This window comes from Celeribacter halophilus, assembly GCF_018860305.1.
Classification (GTDB): Bacteria; Pseudomonadota; Alphaproteobacteria; order Rhodobacterales; family Rhodobacteraceae; genus Celeribacter; species Celeribacter halophilus_A.
The window spans coordinates 586,593-602,840 of the sequence record NZ_JAHKPE010000019.1; the positions used below are offsets into that span (position 1 = coordinate 586,593).

Here is a 16,248-nt window from a genome sequence, read left to right on the forward strand (position 1 = left end):
AAAGCACTCAGCTCTTCTTGCGCACCCCGTAAAGTTCAAGCCGGTGACCTTTCAGATCAAACCCCAGACGGTCCGCGATCTTTTCCTGAAGCGCTTCGATCTCGGGGTCGACAAATTCGATCACACGGCCCGTGTCCATGTCGATCAAGTGGTCGTGATGCTCCCTGTCGGCTGCCTCGTAGCGCGCCCGCCCGTCGCCGAATTCCAGCTTTTCGAGAATGCCTCGCTCTTCAAAGAGCTTCACCGTGCGATAGACCGTTGCCAGAGAGATGTTGGGATCCTTGGCCGAGGCGCGGGCATATAGTTCTTCGGCGTCAGGATGATCCACAGCCTCTTCGAGAACGGAGGCAATGATCCGCCGTTGTTCGGTCAGGCGCAGGCCCTTGGCCTCGCAGCGCGATAGGATCGTATCAGTCATAAGGGCTCCGGGCCGTCGTGTTCGGCTTCAAGGTAGAAAAACGCACCGGATTGGTCCAGCCCGCTTTTGCGAACAACTCGCAAAAGTCTGTGTCGGGACCTTAGGTCAAAGGCGAAGGGATGCGTCATACATCAAGCCCCGGTTCGCGCCCGACACGTTTGGCCAGCGGGGCAACCGTGAGCCCTTGTACGATGATCGAGAAGACCACGACGATATAGGTCGCGGTCAGGATCAGAGGTTTCCATTCGCCATCGGGTAGGGAGAGCGCCAGCGCCACGGAAATCCCGCCCTTGAGGCCGCCCCATGTCATGATCGGGATGGTGCCTTTGCTGAAGTTGCGGAAGGGGCGCAGCATCAACACAGGAATCGCCACGGCGGTCAGGCGCGCGATCAGTGCAAGCACGATGGCCATGAGACCGGCGATGATGGAGGAGGTGTCGAAGGCGACGGCAAAGACCTCGAACCCGATCATCAGGAACAGAATGGCGTTGAGAATCTCGTCGATCATCTTCCAGAAGGCATCGACATAGCGGCGGGTTTCTTCGGACATGCCGTATTTCGACCCGACATCACCGATCAGAAGCCCTGCGCAGACAGCCATGATCGGGGCCGAGACATGAAGCGCCACGGCCAGTTCATAGCCGCCGAAGGCCAACCCCAAGGTGATGAGCACTTCGAGCGCATAGTCGTCAATCAGCCGCATCACGCGGAAAGTTAGCCACCCGAGCACAATGCCAAGCGCCGCGCCGCCCAAGGCCTCCTGCGCAAAGAGCATCAGCGCGCTTTCCACGGTGCTTGTGGCGTCATGGGCGTCTGCCATATCGCCATGCCCGCTTGAGGAAAATGCCAGTCCGACGAGCACGAGATAGACCACATAGCCGACCCCGTCATTGAACAGGCTTTCTCCCGCGATCTTGGTTTCGAGGCTCTTGGGCAAAGAGGCCTGCCGCAACACGCCCAGAACGGCAACCGGATCGGTGGGGGAGATGAGCGCCCCGAAGGTCAGCGCGATCATCAGGGGCATACCCGTCATCCAGCTGAACCCCGTGCCGACAACTGCGGTGGAGAGCGCCACGCCGAGGGTGGCCATAAGAAACACAGGCCGCCATTCGGCCTTCAGATCGGACACCTTCACATGCAATGCCCCCGCAAAGAGCAGCAATCCCAACATGCCCTCCAGAAGCGCATCGGAGAAATCAATGGCGAGGACTTCGGCGCGGATTGTCTCTTCGACCAGAGAGGCGGGGTAGATGGCATCCAGCCCGATCACGGAGAGCGAGGCTATGAGCGCGACAACAAGAATGCCGATGGAGGAGGGCAGGCGGAGAAACAGGTAATTGATTGCTCCGAACGCGCCGGCCAGAACGATCAGAAGCGAGGTGATCTGTAGAAGTGTCATCGGGAGCCCTTACATGTGGTCTTGCCACGGGTTTACTCAGGCTCGGAGGCGTATCCTAGTGGAAATTTCGTCAGTTAGACTGTTTTGCAAGCAACAGGTCGGCCCAGATCGGCAAATGGTCGGAAGCCCGCCGTGAAAGTTCCGTCTCAACCACGCCCGCATCGCGCAGGGCAAGGGTTTGGGTAAAGGCAATCCGGTCCAGCGCGGCAATCGGGCGCGAGGCGTGAAAAGACCGGCCCGGCGCGTGAATGTCGAAGGCGTCTTTGAGCGGATCAAGCCCTTGCCTGCGGGACCATTCGTTGAAATCTCCGAGGATCACGGTGGGCCGGTCGTCGAGACCTGCGAGGTGCTGGCGTATGGCGTGAAGCTGTTTTTGCCGTGAGGCGCGCAACAGACCCAGATGCACGCCGACCACGCGCAGGTGGGGCAGATCCACCGCCACCGCCCCGCGTGGCTCCAGTCCCGGCAGGTCGAAACGATAGTTCGCCTCGACGGTTGCGCTTTTGCGCACAAGGATTGCATTGCCGTGCCAGCCGACAGAGACGGGAGAGGTGTTGACGGGCAGAGCGATGAAATCCGTATGTGCCTCGATCATCCGTCCGGGCAGCGCGGCAGGTCGTGGCCCCAGTCGCAGATCGGCTTCTTGCAATGCGACGACATCGGCCTCAAGGCTGTTGATCACGTCAATGACACGTCCGGGCGCGCGTTGCCCGTCGGTGCCTTTACATTTGCGCAGATTATATGAGGCCAGACGCAAGGCGTCTCTTTCCACTTTCGGTAACATACGATTAACATAAGGTCGCAATGACAGGATTTCACCCATGCCGCTGAAAGATACCTTGCAATATTGGCTTGCCAAAGCCCGCAAGCAACCTTTGGTGATGAAGCTTGTCTGGGTGGCACTTTTGGGGGAGTTCGTCGCGGGTCTTGTGACGGCGCGCTATACCTCGTCCTTCATCGCGCTGGGCACCTTCGGCCTGACCTTGATGCCGATTCTGTTCGCGCGGCGGTTTCACATCTATATCCCGCGATCTTTCATGGCGGGTATCGTCCTGTTCATCTTCGCCACGCTGTTTCTGGGCGAGGTGGGGGATTTCTACAATCGTTACTGGTGGTGGGACGTGGTGCTGCATGGCGGCTCGGCTGTGGGCTTCGGCCTCGTGGGGTTTGTTGCGATTTTCATGCTGTTCCAAGGCGACCGCTATGCCGCCCCCCCTTGGGCTATGGGGTTGTTCGCCTTTGCCTTTGCCATGTCGATCGGCGCGATTTGGGAGATATTCGAATATTCCATGGACCAGATCTTTGGCACGAATATGCAGAAATCCGGCCTTCAGGACACGATGTGGGATTTGATTGTCGATGCCGGCGGCGGGCTTGTGGGCGCGATCTCTGGCGCGATCTATGTGCGCTGGGGGCGTGCGCCTTTTGCGGGGCTCTTGCGCGATTTTATCACCCGCAATAGCCGCCTGTTCGGGAAATATCGCTCGAAGTGAGGTGTTGTTCTGTCACAGCTCTCCACGCGGTGAAGCGGAGAAGGCGACGATTGTCGCCCGGGGCTGTACCCGCCCACGCGGAGCCGCCCCGTTAGGGGCTGGCGTGAGCGACATCTATGTCCCGCAGAAGGTCTGATGCACCACTTCGTCTTCACGCGGCGGATGCGTCAAATCCCGATCCTCCTCGGCCAGATCAAACGGCCGCGTCAACACCCGCGCCAAACGCTTTGCCTTGCTGTCATCCCCTGCCAGAGAGGCTTGGATCGCCTCTTCAATCCGGTGCGTGCGCGGGATTACGGCGGGGCTGGCCTTGGCGATGATCTCCTGCCAGTTCGACGCGCGACGGTCCTGCCAGCGCTCCGCCCAAAGATCAAACCCCGCACGATCCAGCACCCAGTCCCGCGCGGTGCCATCCAGCAAGCCTCGGAACGTGTTGGTGAAATCGGCCCCGTCCTTGGCCATCAAGCCGAGAAGCTCCTGTATCAACGCCACATCCGCGTCCTGCGGGTCGGCAATGCCGAGCTTTGCGCCAAAGACCGCGCGCCACTGGGCCTGATACAGATCGGGGAAACTGTTCAAAATCTCGGTGAGCGCCTCAATCGCCTGTTGCTGTCCACCCAGTTCCGCCTCCATTTGCGGCACGAAGCAGGAGCCGAGCTGCGCCAGGTTCCAATGCGCCATGGAGGGCTGTTGCTCATAGGCATAGCGCCCCGCACGGTCGATGGAGCTGTAAACCGCCTTCGGAGAATACCCGTCGATAAAGGCACAAGGGCCGTAGTCGATGGTTTCGCCGGAGACCGCCATATTGTCCGTGTTCATCACCCCGTGGACAAAGCCAAGCCCCATCCATCCGGCGATCAGACGCGCCTGCGCCTTGACGATCTCCGCATAAAGCTCAAGCGTGCTGTCCGCTTGCGGAAAATGCCTTGCGCGAACATGCTCTGTCAGCAATCTAACCGCTTCTTCATCGCCTTGAGCGGTGAAATATTGGAATGTGCCCACCCGAATGTGCGAGGCGGCGACGCGGGTCAGAATGGCGCCGGGATAGGACCGCTCGCGCTGCACCCGTCCGCCGGTGCACACCGCAGCCAGCGCGCGTGTGGTGGGAATACCTGCGGCATGCATGAACTCGCTGACGATAAATTCGCGCAGAACCGGTCCGATCCACGCCCGTCCGTCGCCGTTGCGCGAATAAGGCGTGCGCCCCGCGCCTTTGAGATGGATGTCGAACCGGCCCTGATCCGTGACAACTTCGCCCAGAAGAACCGCCCGCCCGTCGCCCAGTTGCGGTGACCAGCCGCCAAACTGATGCCCCGCATAGACCTGCGCAAGAGGGTCGGCCCCGTCGGGGATCACATTGCCTGCGCAGACTTCGGCATCCCAATCGGCAACGCCCAGAGCCTCGGCCAGCCCTTCGTTCCATAAAACCATTTCGGGCGCGGGAGACATCTCCGGCGCGATTTTGGTGTGAAACCGCTTGGGCAGGCGGGCGTAGCTGTTATCAAAATGTGTCATGACAGGAATGTAGGGCCGTTTTCCTTGCTGTCCAAATACTCAATCGACAGCATGCCCCTAGGCCAGACGCCGGACGCGTTCGGTCAAAAGCTCGAAGAACCCGTCCGCATCCACATCCCCCATAAAGGTCGCGTTCTTTGCACGATCCGTCACACCCCACCAATCGGCAACCGTCATGCCGCGGGTGAGTTTCGATTGGGTCTCGATCTCCACATTGATGAAACGGCCGGAGAACAGCTCCGGCTTGATGAGATAGGCGATCACGGTCGGGTCGTGCAGCGGGCCGCCAAGGGAGCCGTATTTCTCGATATCAAACCGTTCGAAGAAATCGAGCCAGCCCGCGACCACCTCGCCCAGATGGTTGCCCAAGTCGTGGAAGGCCTGAAGGCGCGGCGCGGTGACAAGCACCTTATGCGTCACATCAAGTGGCATCACGGTCAGTTTCACGCCGGATTTGAAGACAATATCAGCGGCCTCGGGATCGACGTAGATGTTGAACTCTGCGGCGGGGGTGATGTTGCCGACCTCGAAATAGGCCCCGCCCATAAGGACGATCTCCTGCACGCGTTCGATAATTTCCGGTGCTTTTTCAAAGGCCGTGGCGATATTGGTCAAAGGTCCCATCGGGCACAGTGTCACCGTGCCGGCAGGCTCGCGTTTCAGCGTATCGATGATGAAGTCGACCCCGTGTTGCTCCTGCAAGGGCATGGTCGGCGCGGGCAGTTCGATGCCGTCGAGTCCTGTTTTTCCGTGGATATGTTCGGCAGTCACAAGCGTGTGGGCCATCGGGCGGTCACAGCCGGCAAAGACCTTTACATCGGGGCGTTTGGCCACTTCGCAAACCTTGCGGGCGTTCTCTGCCGTGCGCTCGATCGGCACATTGCCCGCCACGGCGGTGATGCCCAAAACGTCGACCTCTTCGGGTGAGCCAAGCGCCAGAAGAATGGCCATGGCGTCATCTTGCCCCGGATCCGTATCGATGATGATTTTGCGTGGGAAATCCGACATGTGCGTGCCTTTCAACAATCTTCAGACGCACAAGATGGTCCTGAAGGGCACGGATGTAAAGCGGTTCAGCGCCGGACTTGCCGTGCGCCGTCCGCGCCTTTGACGATGACGGTGCGAATGCCTGAAATCTCGGCATTCGAGAGGGATTTCGCCGCTGTGATTTTGCGTTGCGCCGGTGTGCCTGCGGGGGAGGCCTTTGTGGGCGCGCGCAGGCGGAATTCGAACACGAGCGTGTCGGCGCTGCCAGAGGGGACCGCGACCAGTTCGGCGTCATAATATCCGGTGGAGGGCAGGGACGCCGTGGCGGTCACAATGGCACCAGATGCGGATTTGACCATCTGCATCTCGCTGATCGTCGGGGCAAGGGCACGGGTGTCGACGAAAACCGCATAGCCCTTGCGCGGGGCGAGGGTTTTACGCACCTGTTGAGGCTGTCCGGCCTGTGCCGCCGCAACCGGTTCGGAGGAGCCAAACCAGTTCATCGGGTTGAACCGCGACTCGCGCACAGAGGCACAGCCAGCCACAAGCGACAAAACCAGCCCTGAAATGATCACCTGACGCCGCATCGGACACCCCTTTGTTCTCGGCCCTGAAACTTTCGTGGTGCAAGGGCTACCCGAAAAGCCCCGCCTTGAAAAGCCCAGCCGTGAAAAGTGGGCGCGCAAAACGGCGGCTGTCTCGCGGGCATCTGGACCTTTGACGGGGGAGGGCGTAAGAAATCGTCAAATGCCCCACAGGCCAAGGAATGGATCATGGCGACTGAGAATTTCGAAGAGATTGTCGAAACCTTTGAGTTTCTGGACGATTGGGAGGATCGCTACCGCCATGTGATCGAGTTGGGCAAGGCCTTCCCGCCGCTGGACGAGGCGTTCAAAGTGCCCGCCACCAAGGTTGAAGGCTGTGCCTCTCAGGTTTGGCTGGTGCCGACGATCGAGGCGGGGCGTTTCGAATTTCAAGGCGCCTCGGATGCGATGATCGTGCAGGGGTTGATCGCCATTTTGCACGAGCTATATGCAGGGTTGACCGTGCAGGAGGTTCTGGCTGTGGATGCGCCTGCGGAACTCGCACGGCTCGGGCTTGATGAACATTTGTCCTCGCAGCGGTCCAACGGCTTGCGCGCTATGGTAGAACGCATCCGCGAGACCGCACAAAAGGCGGCGTAAGAGGGCGTTTCCATCGGTTGATCTGTCTGTGAGCAGATAGGCCCTTGGCAAATGTTCTCATTTTGTTCTAGTTTTGCGGCATGAGCCGCGAATCCACTTTCTTTTCCGAAACCCTGCCGCTTGGCCTCCTGCCCAAAGCGCGGGGGAGCACGTCCAATGCCGCGGGCCGGTTCGAGCGTCTGGCGCGCGAAACCTTTATCGACGGTTGGGACAGTGAGGTGGAGCAGCGTGTCGCTGGCACCACCACAGTGGACGAACGCCCGCGCAAGATCATCACCCGCAATGACAGCCCCGATGTGCCGTTCGACCGCTCCATCAACCCCTATCGAGGCTGCGAACACGGGTGTTCCTATTGTTTCGCCCGCCCGACCCATGCCTATCTCGGCCTGTCTCCGGGGCTGGATTTCGAGACCCGTCTGACCCGCAAACTGGGCGCGGAGGAGGTTTTGGGCCGTGAACTTGCGGCCCGAAGCTACGAGGTCGCGCCGATTGCACTGGGCACCAACACCGATCCCTACCAGCCGATCGAGGCGCGCGACCGGATCATGCGCAGCATTCTGGAGGTGCTCGCTGCCCATAACCATCCGGTGACCATCGTGACCAAGGGCACGCTGATCGAACGCGACATCGACATTTTGCGGCCGATGGCGGCCAAGGGCTTGGTGCAGGTGGGCGTTTCCGTCACCACGCTCGGCTCGCGGCTTTCGCGTCAGTTGGAGCCTCGCGCACCTGTGCCCGCGCGGCGGCTCAAAACCATGCGGGCGCTCAGTGATGCGGGGATTCCTGTGCGTGTCATGGTCGCGCCGGTGATTCCCGCGCTCACAGACCACGAGCTTGAGGCGATCCTTTCGGCTGCGGCCAGCCACGGGGCCAGAACCGCTTCCTATATTATGCTGCGCCTGCCTCTGGAGGTTGCGCCTCTGTTCGAGGACTGGCTTGAAACCCATGTGCCGGAGCGTGCGGCGCGTGTGATGAACCGTGTGCGCGAGCTGCGCGGCGGCAAGGCCAATGACAGCAATTTCGGCACGCGGATGCAGGGTGAGGGCGAATGGGCGGAGCTTATGGCCAAGCGGTTCGATATTGCCCTGAACCGCACGGGGCTGTCGCGCACAGGGCCCCGGCTGCGTTGCGACCTGTTTGCGGTGCCGCCCAAGGTGGGGGACCAGTTGAGCCTGTTCTGAGCCGCGCGGGGTTCAGGTTTCAGTCTTCTTCTTCGGGGGAGAAAGGGCCGAGGGCGGCGACCACCTGTTCCAGTGTCGGGCGCGGGCCGCGCGGGCGGGTTTCCAGCGCGTTTTTCATGGCTTTGAGATGCGCAGGCGTTGTGCCGCAGCACCCGCCGATAATCCGCGCCCCCGCATCACGGGCAAGACAGGCGTATTCGGCCATCATGGCAGGGGTGAGAAGGTAGCGCAGTTGCCCGTCAACCTCGCGCGGCAGACCGGCGCTGGCCTTGGCAATGATGGGGCGATCCAGACCCTGAGCGGCAAAGTCGAGCACACTGCGAACCATTTCGGCGGCTCCGACACCGCAATTCGCGCCATAGGCCAGCGGCGGGTTGACCATGCTCTCGACCTTGTGGGCCAGTTGGGACGGGGTGATCCCCATCATCGTGCGTCCCGCCGAATCGAAACTCATGGTGCCGACCCAAGGCAGACCGGCCTGAACTGCGGCGTCTGCGGCGGCGGTGTATTCCTCGAAGGAGGACATGGTTTCGATCCAGACGAGATCGACACCGCCCGCTTTGAGGCCTTGCGCCTGTTCCAGAAACATCCCGAAGGCGTCGTCATAGGACAGCCGACCGATCGGTTGCAGGATTTCGCCGGTAGGCCCCATTGCGCCAGCGACCACCACCGGACGCCCTGCGGCGTCAGCGACCTGACGTGCGATGCGGGCGGCGGCGTGGTTGAGTTCGAAGACGCGATCCGCGGCATCACAGAGTTTGAGCCGAACGGATGTGCCACCGAAACTGTTGGTGAGGAAAATATCGCAACCGGCATCAATGGCGTTTTGATAGAGCCTGGCGATTTTGTCTGGCTGGTCGGTGTTCCAGAGTTCGGGCGCGGTGCCGGGATTCAGCCCCATCTTGAAGAGTTCTGTTCCTGTGGCCCCGTCGGCCAAAAGCCACTCACGGGAGGCGAGCAAGTCGCTCAGGATGTTGTCATGAGAGCGGATATTCATCTGTGTCCTCTCTGTGTTCAGCACTTCCGCTTCGGTCGCATCTTAGCTCCTTGTAGCGTTGTGCGGGCGGGGCGGCATTTGGCCATCTGCCCTGAAAAGAAGGCCCGCACATGATATGCGGGCCTTGTGAATGTGTTCTGTGTAGCAATCCGTCAGAGCAGGGCTTTGGTCAAACCATTGCCTGACCGAACGAAAAGCGTTTTAGCCTTCGGTCAGTTCAGCTTTCGCTTCGCTCAGAAAGCCCGTGTAAAGCTCGCGCAGTTGCGCAAGGCTCACGGAATCGCCGAGATCGTCGGAGACTTTGGCAAGTACGTCTTCAAAGCCGGCTTCTTTCATGTCGGCCCGCATGACGTCTTTGATGTAGCCGTCCAACTCGTCCGCAGACTTGCCGAGTTTGTCGGCGGCCCAGATGGCGAGTTTCTTGTTGGCGCGGGCTTCCATGCGGAACTGAGCCTCAGCGTCATGAGCGTATTTGTTTTCAAACGCGGATTCACGTTCGTCGAAGGTGGTCATGGCAGGCTCCTCCTAGTTAAAAACCTTTGTGCGGATTATGCCCGCCAGACTTGGGGGGGACAAGGATGTAAATCAATGTTCCAGCCAAAATTCCGCGCTTTGTGCGGCTATTTCACAGGTATGTTGCACAAGCGGCGCTATGAGGGAGGCTCTGAACTTGCGGGCGTGGCGCGCATGCCCTAAAGAGCGGGTCTGAAGTGGCCGGTCGTGTTGATTCCCGGCCCCATTAGCTTTTGGAGGCCCCATGGCGCGCCGCAAGAAAATCTACGAAGGTAAGGCGAAGACACTTTACGAGGGCCCCGAACCGGGCACGTTGGTGCAATATTTCAAAGATGACGCCACCGCGTTCAACGCCGAGAAACGGGATGTGATCGAAGGCAAGGGTGTTCTGAACAACCGCCTTTCCGAGTTTTTCATGACGGGTCTGACCTCGCTGGGCATTCCGAACCACTTCATCAAACGCCTCAATATGCGCGAGCAGTTGATCCGCCAGTGCGAGATCGTGCCGCTTGAAGTGATCGTGCGCAATTACGCCGCAGGGTCCATGGCGAAACGTCTGGGCCTTGAGGAAGGGCTGCGCCTGCCGCGTCCGATCATCGAGTTCTCCTACAAGGATGACGCGCTCGGTGATCCGCTGGTGCCCGAAGAATATATCATCGCTTTCGGCTGGGCTTCCCAGCAGGATCTCGACGACATCGTGGCGCTGGCGCTGCGGGTGAACGACTATATGTCCGGTGTGATGTATGGCGTCGGGATCAAGCTCATCGACTTCAAAATCGAGATTGGCCGTGTCTGGGACGGTGATTTCATGCGGTTGATCGTGGCCGACGAAATCAGCCCCGACAGCTGTCGCCTCTGGGACATCGAAAGCGGGCAGAAGCTCGACAAAGACGTTTTCCGCCGCGATCTCGGTTCTCTGACCGACGCCTATACGGAAGTGGCACGCCGCCTTGGCGTTCTGCCTACCAACGGTCCCATCGGCGACAAGCCGACGCTGATCAACTGACCCATTGACGACTCCCTTTTGATGACCCTGAGAGGATAGCCCCATGAAAGCCCGCATCGACGTCATGCTGAAAACCGGTGTTCTGGACCCCCAAGGCGCCGCCGTGCAACACGCACTCGGTGCGCTCGGGTTCGAGGGCGTCAACGAGGTCCGTCAGGGCAAGGTGATCATGCTGGATCTGGCCGATGGCACTTCGGAAGAGACCATCAAGGAAATGTGCGAAAAACTTCTGGCCAATACGGTGATCGAAAGCTACCGGATCGAAATTCTCTGATCCGGTCCGGATTGCGACAAGATAGGAAGCCGCTCCTTTGGGGGCGGCTTTTTTCATGGGACCGGTTTGAGAGGCCGGTCGCTTATTCGGCGGCAATCAGATCGTAGTCCGGCAGGTCTTCAAAACGGGTTTCTGACCGTCCGAGCCAAGCGAGCGCCTCTTCGGGGGTGTGGAAGGCTTGGCTGACTGTATTACCCGCTTCGAGTTCCGTGAGGGTCGAGAACATGCGCGCCGAGCCGAAAGTGCTTTCATGCGGGGCGTAGAGCGCGATGCGTTTTTTGAAATCGCTATCGAGGGTTTGGTCGTTTACGATACGGGCAAGACGACGCATGCCGTTGTAGTCGATATTGTCTTCGATGATGTCCGAGAGGTCGACCAGTTCGGGGATGTCCGGGCGAAATCCGATAAGGTTTCTGACGTTCTGAATATCTGTTTCCACGGATGCGGCGGTTTGCACGCCGGTAAAGCGAAGGAATATAAGGCGCCCGTGATCAATAATGCGCGTTTGGACCGTCAAATCGTGTCTCCATACAGCTCTTTGGTGTCGGGGTGATTAATGACACCCTTCTGAGTTGAACCTATCATAAGCTTACAAGTGGTTAACTCGCTATTAATGGGGAGGTCGCAATCTGCGTGAGCCTTGCAATTTTAGCGGGAAAGGTGCGGAATTTCCGAGGGTGTCTTCCAAATACAGATCGCTGTGGGGCGCGGGGTAAGGCGTTGAAGGGAGGGCACTATGGCAATCAACTTGTGTTTCAACTTCTTTGAGAATGTCTTTAATGGGCTTGCGTGAACGTGCCTTGCAGCCTATCAGGCTGGCAACTTGCATTTACCCCTATCTCCCAAGGAGGCCAGCCGATGAAAGCCGCCGTTCTGCAATTCCCCGGTTCCAACTGCGACCGCGATATGTATATGGCGCTGAAAAATGCGGGCGCGGATGTGAGCATGGTCTGGCACAAGGATGCCGAACTGCCGCAAGGGGTTGATGTGGTCGGTGTGCCCGGCGGGTTTTCCTATGGGGATTACCTGCGCTGCGGTGCGATTGCGGCCAACTCTCCGATCACCAATGCACTGAAGGCGCATGTTGAGCGCGGCGGGTATGCTTTTGGCATTTGCAACGGGTTTCAGGTTCTGACCGAAGCGCGGCTTTTGCCCGGTGCGCTTTTGCGCAATGCGGGTCTGAAATACATCTGCAAAACCACCCCTCTGGCGGTCGAGACCACGGACAGCCCCTATACCTCTGCCTATGCGCAGGGCCAGCATATCGGCATTCCGATTGCGCACCATGACGGCAATTATACTGCCGATGAAAGCACGCTCGATATGCTCGAAGGCGAAGGTCGCGTGGCATTTCGTTATCTAGACAATCCGAACGGGTCGAAGCGAGACATTGCGGGCATCGTTTCCAAGAACCGCCGTGTGCTTGGTATGATGCCGCATCCGGAACGCGCCGCCGAACCGCAGCATGGCAATGAAGATGGCAAGCTCTTCTTCACCTCGCTGCTTGATGCGGTGGTTTCCGCCTAAACAACCTGTTTCCGGCAAGAATTTGCTCAAACATCCCGTTGCCAAGGCCCCTATGGGGTCTGGTCGGCGTGGCTTCCCCTTGCAGCCTGTGTCGGGCAAAGCATAAGCTCCTGTCATGAGTGATCGCGATACTATCGGGGGCAATAAAGAATTGGGCCAATCCCGCACCATGGGCTGGACCGGGCGTATGGCCCTTGTCGGCTTTGTCCTCGTGGCCTTCGGCGTCGTCTGGGTCTCCAATCTGCTTCTGACCGAACGCTACACCACACAGACCCGCAACCGCGCCGAAGTGCGTCAGGCGCTTTACGCGGGCAACCTGATGAGCGAATTGCAGCGAAATTCCATCGTGCCGACGCTGTTGTCGCGGGATCCGGTTCTGGTCGGTGCGCTCACCTCGAATGATTTCCAACAAACCTCGCAGCATCTGATTTCCTATGTTGACGAGATCGGCGCGGCGGGCATTACGCTTCTGGATGAAACAGGGCGGGTGGTTGCGGCCACGGATCGCGCACTTTTGGGGGCGAACAACCGCCAGTCTCCGAATTTCGTTGATGCACTGCGCTCCAACGACACGATTTTCAAGGCGCTTCAGCTTGACAACGGGGCCTATGAATTCAGCTACTCACGCCGGATCGACGTCAATAGTGCGCTGGCGGGGGTGATCGTGGTCAAGGTCGATCTCGCCAAGTTCGAGAAAAGCTGGGCCAGTATTTCGGATGCGGTGATCGTTGTGAACTCCGAAGGCAATATCATCCTTTCGACCGAGCCGCGCTGGCGTTCGAAATCGGAGGTCGAGGCCCTGGCCACCCGCGATGCGCCCACGGCTATCGAACGCGCGTTTCAACTGACGACCGACTGGTCGCCGGATCCCGGTGATACCTATCTGGGAGGCGAGGCGGTGATGCGTCTGGAAAGCCGGATTCCGTTTCGGGGCTGGCGCATGACGTCCTTCACGACCTATTCCTCTGTGCGTGAGCGGGTGAACGGGTTTCTGGCGCTGGAGATTATGGGCTTTGCCATTCTCCTGTCCGGCGCGTTCTATATGACCTCGCGCCGCGCGGTCTCGCGCGCGGGCCTGTTCCAGCGCGAGAGCGCGGAACTGCGTCAGTTGAACGCGGCCTTGCAGCGCGAGATTGCCGAGCGCCAACGGGTGGAGAAAAACCTGGAGGTCGCCGAGCAAACGCTGGCGCAATCGTCGAAACTTGCGGTTCTGGGGGAGATGTCTGCCGCCGTGAGCCATGAGTTGAACCAGCCGCTGGCCGCCATGAAGACCTATCTCGCCGGCGCGCGGCTTTTGATCCAGCGGAAACGCTCGGAGGAGGCGCTGGCGTCTTTCGGGCGGATTGATGATCTGATCGAACGCATGGGCGCGATCACCAAACAGTTGAAATCCTACGCCCGCAAAGGATCGGACGAGTTGCAGCAAATCGATCTGCGCGATTGCGTGGCCTCGGCGCTCTCCATGATGGAGCCGCAATTCCGGCAAGGCTCGGTGGAAATCATCCGTAGCCTGCCGCCGGAGCCGGTGATGGTGGATGGCGACCGTGTGCGCCTTGAGCAGGTGCTGGTGAATCTGTTGCGCAACGCCTTTGATGCGAGCAAGTCTTCGGAAGAGCCGCAGATCGAAATTCTTGTCACCGGCGGTGTTCTGGGCGGCACGCAAGCAAGTGTGACCGTGCGTGACAACGGCACGGGGATCGAAGACCTCGACACTTTGTTCGAGCCTTTCTACACCACCAAGGCACCGGGCGACGGGGTCGGGCTTGGGCTTGCGATCTCGTCGGGGATTGTGACGGAATTGGGCGGGCGTCTCATGGCGCGCAACCGGCCTACGGGCGGTGCGGCTTTCGAGATGGTGCTGCCATTGTCGCGTGAGGCACAGCACGCGGCGGAATGAGACCGCCGGAGGGGCATGGGTCCCGAACGTGCAAAACCGAGCATAAACGAGTAAGATACAGGCCATAAGGCCGGAGAAAGAGGAAATGACCATGGCGACGGCAATGAAAATCGCGATCGTCGATGACGAACAGGATATGCGCCAATCGATCAGTCAATGGCTGGCGCTTTCAGGCTTTGACACGGAAACCTTTTCAAGTGCGGAAGAGGCGGTCAAATCGCTTGGGCCGGATTATCCGGGGGTTGTCATCACGGACATCAAGATGCCCGGCATGGACGGGATGCAGTTTCTCAAAAAGCTGATGAGCACGGACAGCGGTCTGCCGGTGATTATGATCACCGGACATGGCGACGTGCCTATGGCGGTTGAGGCCATGCGGATCGGTGCTTTCGACTTTCTGGAAAAGCCCTTCAATCCCGACCGGATGACGGAACTGGCGAAGAAAGCCACCAATGCACGACGCCTGACACTCGACAACCGTGCCTTGCGTCGTGAACTGTCCGATGGCACGGGCATTATGAACAAGCTGATCGGCGCGAGCCCTGTGATGGAGCGGCTGCGGGAGGATATTCTCGATCTGGGGCAGGCCGATGGCCATGTCCTGATTGACGGAGAAACCGGCACGGGCAAGACCCTTGTCGCCCATGCGCTCCATGCGGTGGGGACGCGGGCATCGAAGAAATTCATCACCTTCGCTTGCGCAGGGCGTGACGAGGCCGATCTGACGCGGCGGCTGTTCGGACCGGATCCTGACGGACAAATCCAGCCGCTGATCGAAGAGGCGCGCGGCGGCACCTTGGTGTTGGAAGACATCGAGGCCATGCCGATGACCTTGCAGGCGCGGCTCTTGAAGTGGATCGACGAACAGGGCACCCCGCCCGAAACCCGCATCATCGCGATCTGTAACCTGCAAGAACAGGGGCGGACCTGCGAGAGCGCGCTGCGGCCCGATCTCTACTTCCGTCTTGCGGCGATGAAGATCACCACGCCGCCGCTGCGCGCGCGGGGCGAGGACATCCTCTTGCTCTTCACGCAACTCAGCCAGCAATTCGCCGAAGAATACGGCTGTGAGGCGCCGGAAGTCTCCGCACAGGAGGCTGCGCAACTGTTGCAGGCCCCTTGGCCGGGCAATATCCGCCAGTTGATCAATGTGGCCGAACGCTCCGTGCTGCAAAGCCGCCGCGGCTCCGGCTCGATCACCTCGCTTCTGCTCTCGGAATCCGATGCGCCGGAACAGCAGACCATGACGACCGAAGGCAAGCCGTTGAAGGAATATGTCGAAGCCTTTGAACGTATGCTGATCGACAACACCATGCGGCGTCACAAAGGCTCGATCGTCAATGTCATGGACGAGCTGTGCCTGCCGCGCCGGACGCTGAACGAGAAAATGGCCAAATACGGCTTGCAGCGCTCGGACTATCTTTGAGTGTCGGGAGTGGCGCGTGGTGAGCAAACCTTAACCTTTGTGCGCCTATGATGCCGATAAGGTCGGGGGCTTCGGGTCGAATATGGCCCGAAGCGCCTGCATTTATGGCCGGAGTGACCATTGGTTCGGTGCGGCGTCTTGAAAAACGGGCGTCACGCAGGATTTCACACTTGTGCGATATTCATGCATTTTTGCGGCAAACAGGGGCAATCCTGTGCCCGATTGCACGAAAATCGCTTTAGTAGGTTGTGTTGAAGGGTTTTGGTCACTACTGATAGAAAGACGCAGGTCCGTGTGACGGCATTCCCGCCCCTCGGAAACCGCGTGAAAAGATTCGCTGCATGCGTGCGCTGGACGTCCGGGGATCGCGAGAATGATCGACGAACCGCATCGACACCACCCGCAGGGCAGACCGATACCGCCGAATGGTA

Annotated in this window: 17 protein-coding genes; 8 read left to right on the forward strand and 9 right to left on the reverse strand. The window is 59.6% G+C overall.

Features of this window, described 5'->3' with window-relative positions; genetic code table 11:
• Positions 1 to 7: 7 nt before the first annotated feature.
• The 3 genes from KO492_RS07170 to KO492_RS07180 all read right to left on the reverse strand — a co-directional run bounded on the left by KO492_RS07170 (position 8) and on the right by KO492_RS07180 (position 2,574).
• Entirely contained in the window at positions 8 to 418 is a 411-nt protein-coding gene (locus tag KO492_RS07170) for a Fur family transcriptional regulator (protein ID WP_216044305.1), read from the reverse strand.
• A 124-nt stretch (positions 419 to 542) separates the two neighbouring features.
• Positions 543 to 1,817, reverse strand: a complete 1,275-nt coding sequence (locus tag KO492_RS07175) for a cation:proton antiporter (RefSeq protein WP_216044306.1) — start codon at positions 1,815 to 1,817, stop codon at positions 543 to 545.
• A gap of 70 nt (positions 1,818 to 1,887) precedes the next feature.
• Positions 1,888 to 2,574, reverse strand: coding sequence for an endonuclease/exonuclease/phosphatase family protein (locus KO492_RS07180; RefSeq protein WP_252735369.1), 687 nt, complete (start codon positions 2,572 to 2,574; stop codon positions 1,888 to 1,890).
• A gap of 64 nt (positions 2,575 to 2,638) precedes the next feature.
• Here KO492_RS07180 and KO492_RS07185 point away from each other — a divergent pair, with 64 nt between their 5' ends.
• On the forward strand, positions 2,639 to 3,310 hold the full coding sequence (locus KO492_RS07185) for a hypothetical protein (RefSeq protein ID WP_216044309.1): 672 nt from the start codon (positions 2,639 to 2,641) through the stop codon (positions 3,308 to 3,310).
• 114 nt (positions 3,311 to 3,424) lie between these two features.
• Here KO492_RS07185 and KO492_RS07190 read toward each other — a convergent pair whose 3' ends face one another.
• The 3 genes from KO492_RS07190 to KO492_RS07200 form a co-directional block, all read right to left on the reverse strand.
• Positions 3,425 to 4,825 (reverse strand): protein adenylyltransferase SelO, encoded by a 1,401-nt coding sequence (locus KO492_RS07190; protein ID WP_216044310.1) that lies wholly within the window; start codon positions 4,823 to 4,825, stop codon positions 3,425 to 3,427.
• Positions 4,826 to 4,882: 57 nt separating this feature from the next.
• Positions 4,883 to 5,833, reverse strand: coding sequence for a nucleoside hydrolase (locus tag KO492_RS07195; protein WP_216044311.1), 951 nt, complete (start codon positions 5,831 to 5,833; stop codon positions 4,883 to 4,885).
• A 65-nt stretch (positions 5,834 to 5,898) separates the two neighbouring features.
• Positions 5,899 to 6,399: a hypothetical protein gene (locus KO492_RS07200; protein ID WP_216044312.1), complete on the reverse strand. Its 501-nt coding sequence runs from the start codon at positions 6,397 to 6,399 to the stop codon at positions 5,899 to 5,901.
• Positions 6,400 to 6,585: 186 nt separating this feature from the next.
• On the opposite strand from KO492_RS07200, the gene KO492_RS07205 reads away from it, so the two are divergent.
• Positions 6,586 to 6,996, forward strand: coding sequence for a SufE family protein (locus tag KO492_RS07205; protein ID WP_066604798.1), 411 nt, complete (start codon positions 6,586 to 6,588; stop codon positions 6,994 to 6,996).
• 80 nt (positions 6,997 to 7,076) lie between these two features.
• Positions 7,077 to 8,177 carry a PA0069 family radical SAM protein gene (locus KO492_RS07210; protein WP_216044313.1) on the forward strand — a complete coding sequence of 367 codons (1,101 nt, stop codon included), beginning with the start codon at positions 7,077 to 7,079 and terminating at the stop codon, positions 8,175 to 8,177.
• 19 nt (positions 8,178 to 8,196) lie between these two features.
• On the opposite strand, the gene bmt is transcribed toward KO492_RS07210, so the two are convergent.
• Positions 8,197 to 9,174: a betaine--homocysteine S-methyltransferase gene (gene bmt / locus KO492_RS07215; RefSeq protein WP_216044314.1), complete on the reverse strand. Its 978-nt coding sequence runs from the start codon at positions 9,172 to 9,174 to the stop codon at positions 8,197 to 8,199.
• A 201-nt stretch (positions 9,175 to 9,375) separates the two neighbouring features.
• Entirely contained in the window at positions 9,376 to 9,687 is a 312-nt protein-coding gene (locus KO492_RS07220; RefSeq protein ID WP_216044316.1) for a DUF1476 domain-containing protein, read from the reverse strand.
• A gap of 244 nt (positions 9,688 to 9,931) precedes the next feature.
• On the opposite strand from KO492_RS07220, the gene purC reads away from it, so the two are divergent.
• Both purC and purS read left to right on the forward strand, forming a co-directional pair.
• Positions 9,932 to 10,693 (forward strand): phosphoribosylaminoimidazolesuccinocarboxamide synthase, encoded by a 762-nt coding sequence (gene purC / locus KO492_RS07225; protein ID WP_066604788.1) that lies wholly within the window; start codon positions 9,932 to 9,934, stop codon positions 10,691 to 10,693.
• A gap of 43 nt (positions 10,694 to 10,736) precedes the next feature.
• Positions 10,737 to 10,967, forward strand: a complete 231-nt coding sequence (gene purS, locus KO492_RS07230; RefSeq protein ID WP_216044317.1) for a phosphoribosylformylglycinamidine synthase subunit PurS — start codon at positions 10,737 to 10,739, stop codon at positions 10,965 to 10,967.
• Positions 10,968 to 11,049: 82 nt separating this feature from the next.
• Here the strand turns inward: purS and KO492_RS07235 are convergent, their stop codons facing one another.
• Complete coding sequence (locus tag KO492_RS07235) at positions 11,050 to 11,484, reverse strand: hypothetical protein (RefSeq protein ID WP_216044318.1); 435 nt, start codon at positions 11,482 to 11,484, stop codon at positions 11,050 to 11,052.
• A 341-nt stretch (positions 11,485 to 11,825) separates the two neighbouring features.
• Between KO492_RS07235 and purQ the strand changes: the two genes are divergently transcribed.
• From purQ to KO492_RS07250, 3 genes are all read left to right on the forward strand, one after another.
• On the forward strand, positions 11,826 to 12,494 hold the full coding sequence (purQ, locus tag KO492_RS07240) for a phosphoribosylformylglycinamidine synthase subunit PurQ (protein ID WP_216044319.1): 669 nt from the start codon (positions 11,826 to 11,828) through the stop codon (positions 12,492 to 12,494).
• A 115-nt stretch (positions 12,495 to 12,609) separates the two neighbouring features.
• Positions 12,610 to 14,391, forward strand: a complete 1,782-nt coding sequence (locus tag KO492_RS07245; RefSeq protein WP_252735386.1) for a sensor histidine kinase — start codon at positions 12,610 to 12,612, stop codon at positions 14,389 to 14,391.
• A 91-nt stretch (positions 14,392 to 14,482) separates the two neighbouring features.
• Positions 14,483 to 15,817, forward strand: a complete 1,335-nt coding sequence (locus KO492_RS07250; RefSeq protein WP_066604776.1) for a sigma-54-dependent transcriptional regulator — start codon at positions 14,483 to 14,485, stop codon at positions 15,815 to 15,817.
• The last annotated feature ends 431 nt before the right edge of the window (positions 15,818 to 16,248 follow it).

Excerpts from the sequence above, each read along its gene's own strand:
- KO492_RS07250 (WP_066604776.1), top strand. The coding sequence starts at position 14,483 with ATGGCGACGGCAATGAAAATCGCGATCGTCGATGACGAACAGGATATG.
- KO492_RS07220 (WP_216044316.1), bottom strand. The coding sequence starts at position 9,687 with ATGACCACCTTCGACGAACGTGAATCCGCGTTTGAAAACAAATACGCT.
- KO492_RS07175 (WP_216044306.1), bottom strand. The coding sequence starts at position 1,817 with ATGACACTTCTACAGATCACCTCGCTTCTGATCGTTCTGGCCGGCGCG.
- bmt (WP_216044314.1), bottom strand. The coding sequence starts at position 9,174 with ATGAATATCCGCTCTCATGACAACATCCTGAGCGACTTGCTCGCCTCC.
- KO492_RS07190 (WP_216044310.1), bottom strand. The coding sequence starts at position 4,825 with ATGACACATTTTGATAACAGCTACGCCCGCCTGCCCAAGCGGTTTCAC.
- KO492_RS07195 (WP_216044311.1), bottom strand. The coding sequence starts at position 5,833 with ATGTCGGATTTCCCACGCAAAATCATCATCGATACGGATCCGGGGCAA.
- purC (WP_066604788.1), top strand. The coding sequence starts at position 9,932 with ATGGCGCGCCGCAAGAAAATCTACGAAGGTAAGGCGAAGACACTTTAC.
- KO492_RS07210 (WP_216044313.1), top strand. The coding sequence starts at position 7,077 with ATGAGCCGCGAATCCACTTTCTTTTCCGAAACCCTGCCGCTTGGCCTC.
- purQ (WP_216044319.1), top strand. The coding sequence starts at position 11,826 with ATGAAAGCCGCCGTTCTGCAATTCCCCGGTTCCAACTGCGACCGCGAT.
- KO492_RS07170 (WP_216044305.1), bottom strand. The coding sequence starts at position 418 with ATGACTGATACGATCCTATCGCGCTGCGAGGCCAAGGGCCTGCGCCTG.
- KO492_RS07205 (WP_066604798.1), top strand. The coding sequence starts at position 6,586 with ATGGCGACTGAGAATTTCGAAGAGATTGTCGAAACCTTTGAGTTTCTG.
- purS (WP_216044317.1), top strand. The coding sequence starts at position 10,737 with ATGAAAGCCCGCATCGACGTCATGCTGAAAACCGGTGTTCTGGACCCC.
- KO492_RS07245 (WP_252735386.1), top strand. The coding sequence starts at position 12,610 with ATGAGTGATCGCGATACTATCGGGGGCAATAAAGAATTGGGCCAATCC.
- KO492_RS07200 (WP_216044312.1), bottom strand. The coding sequence starts at position 6,399 with ATGCGGCGTCAGGTGATCATTTCAGGGCTGGTTTTGTCGCTTGTGGCT.
- KO492_RS07185 (WP_216044309.1), top strand. The coding sequence starts at position 2,639 with ATGCCGCTGAAAGATACCTTGCAATATTGGCTTGCCAAAGCCCGCAAG.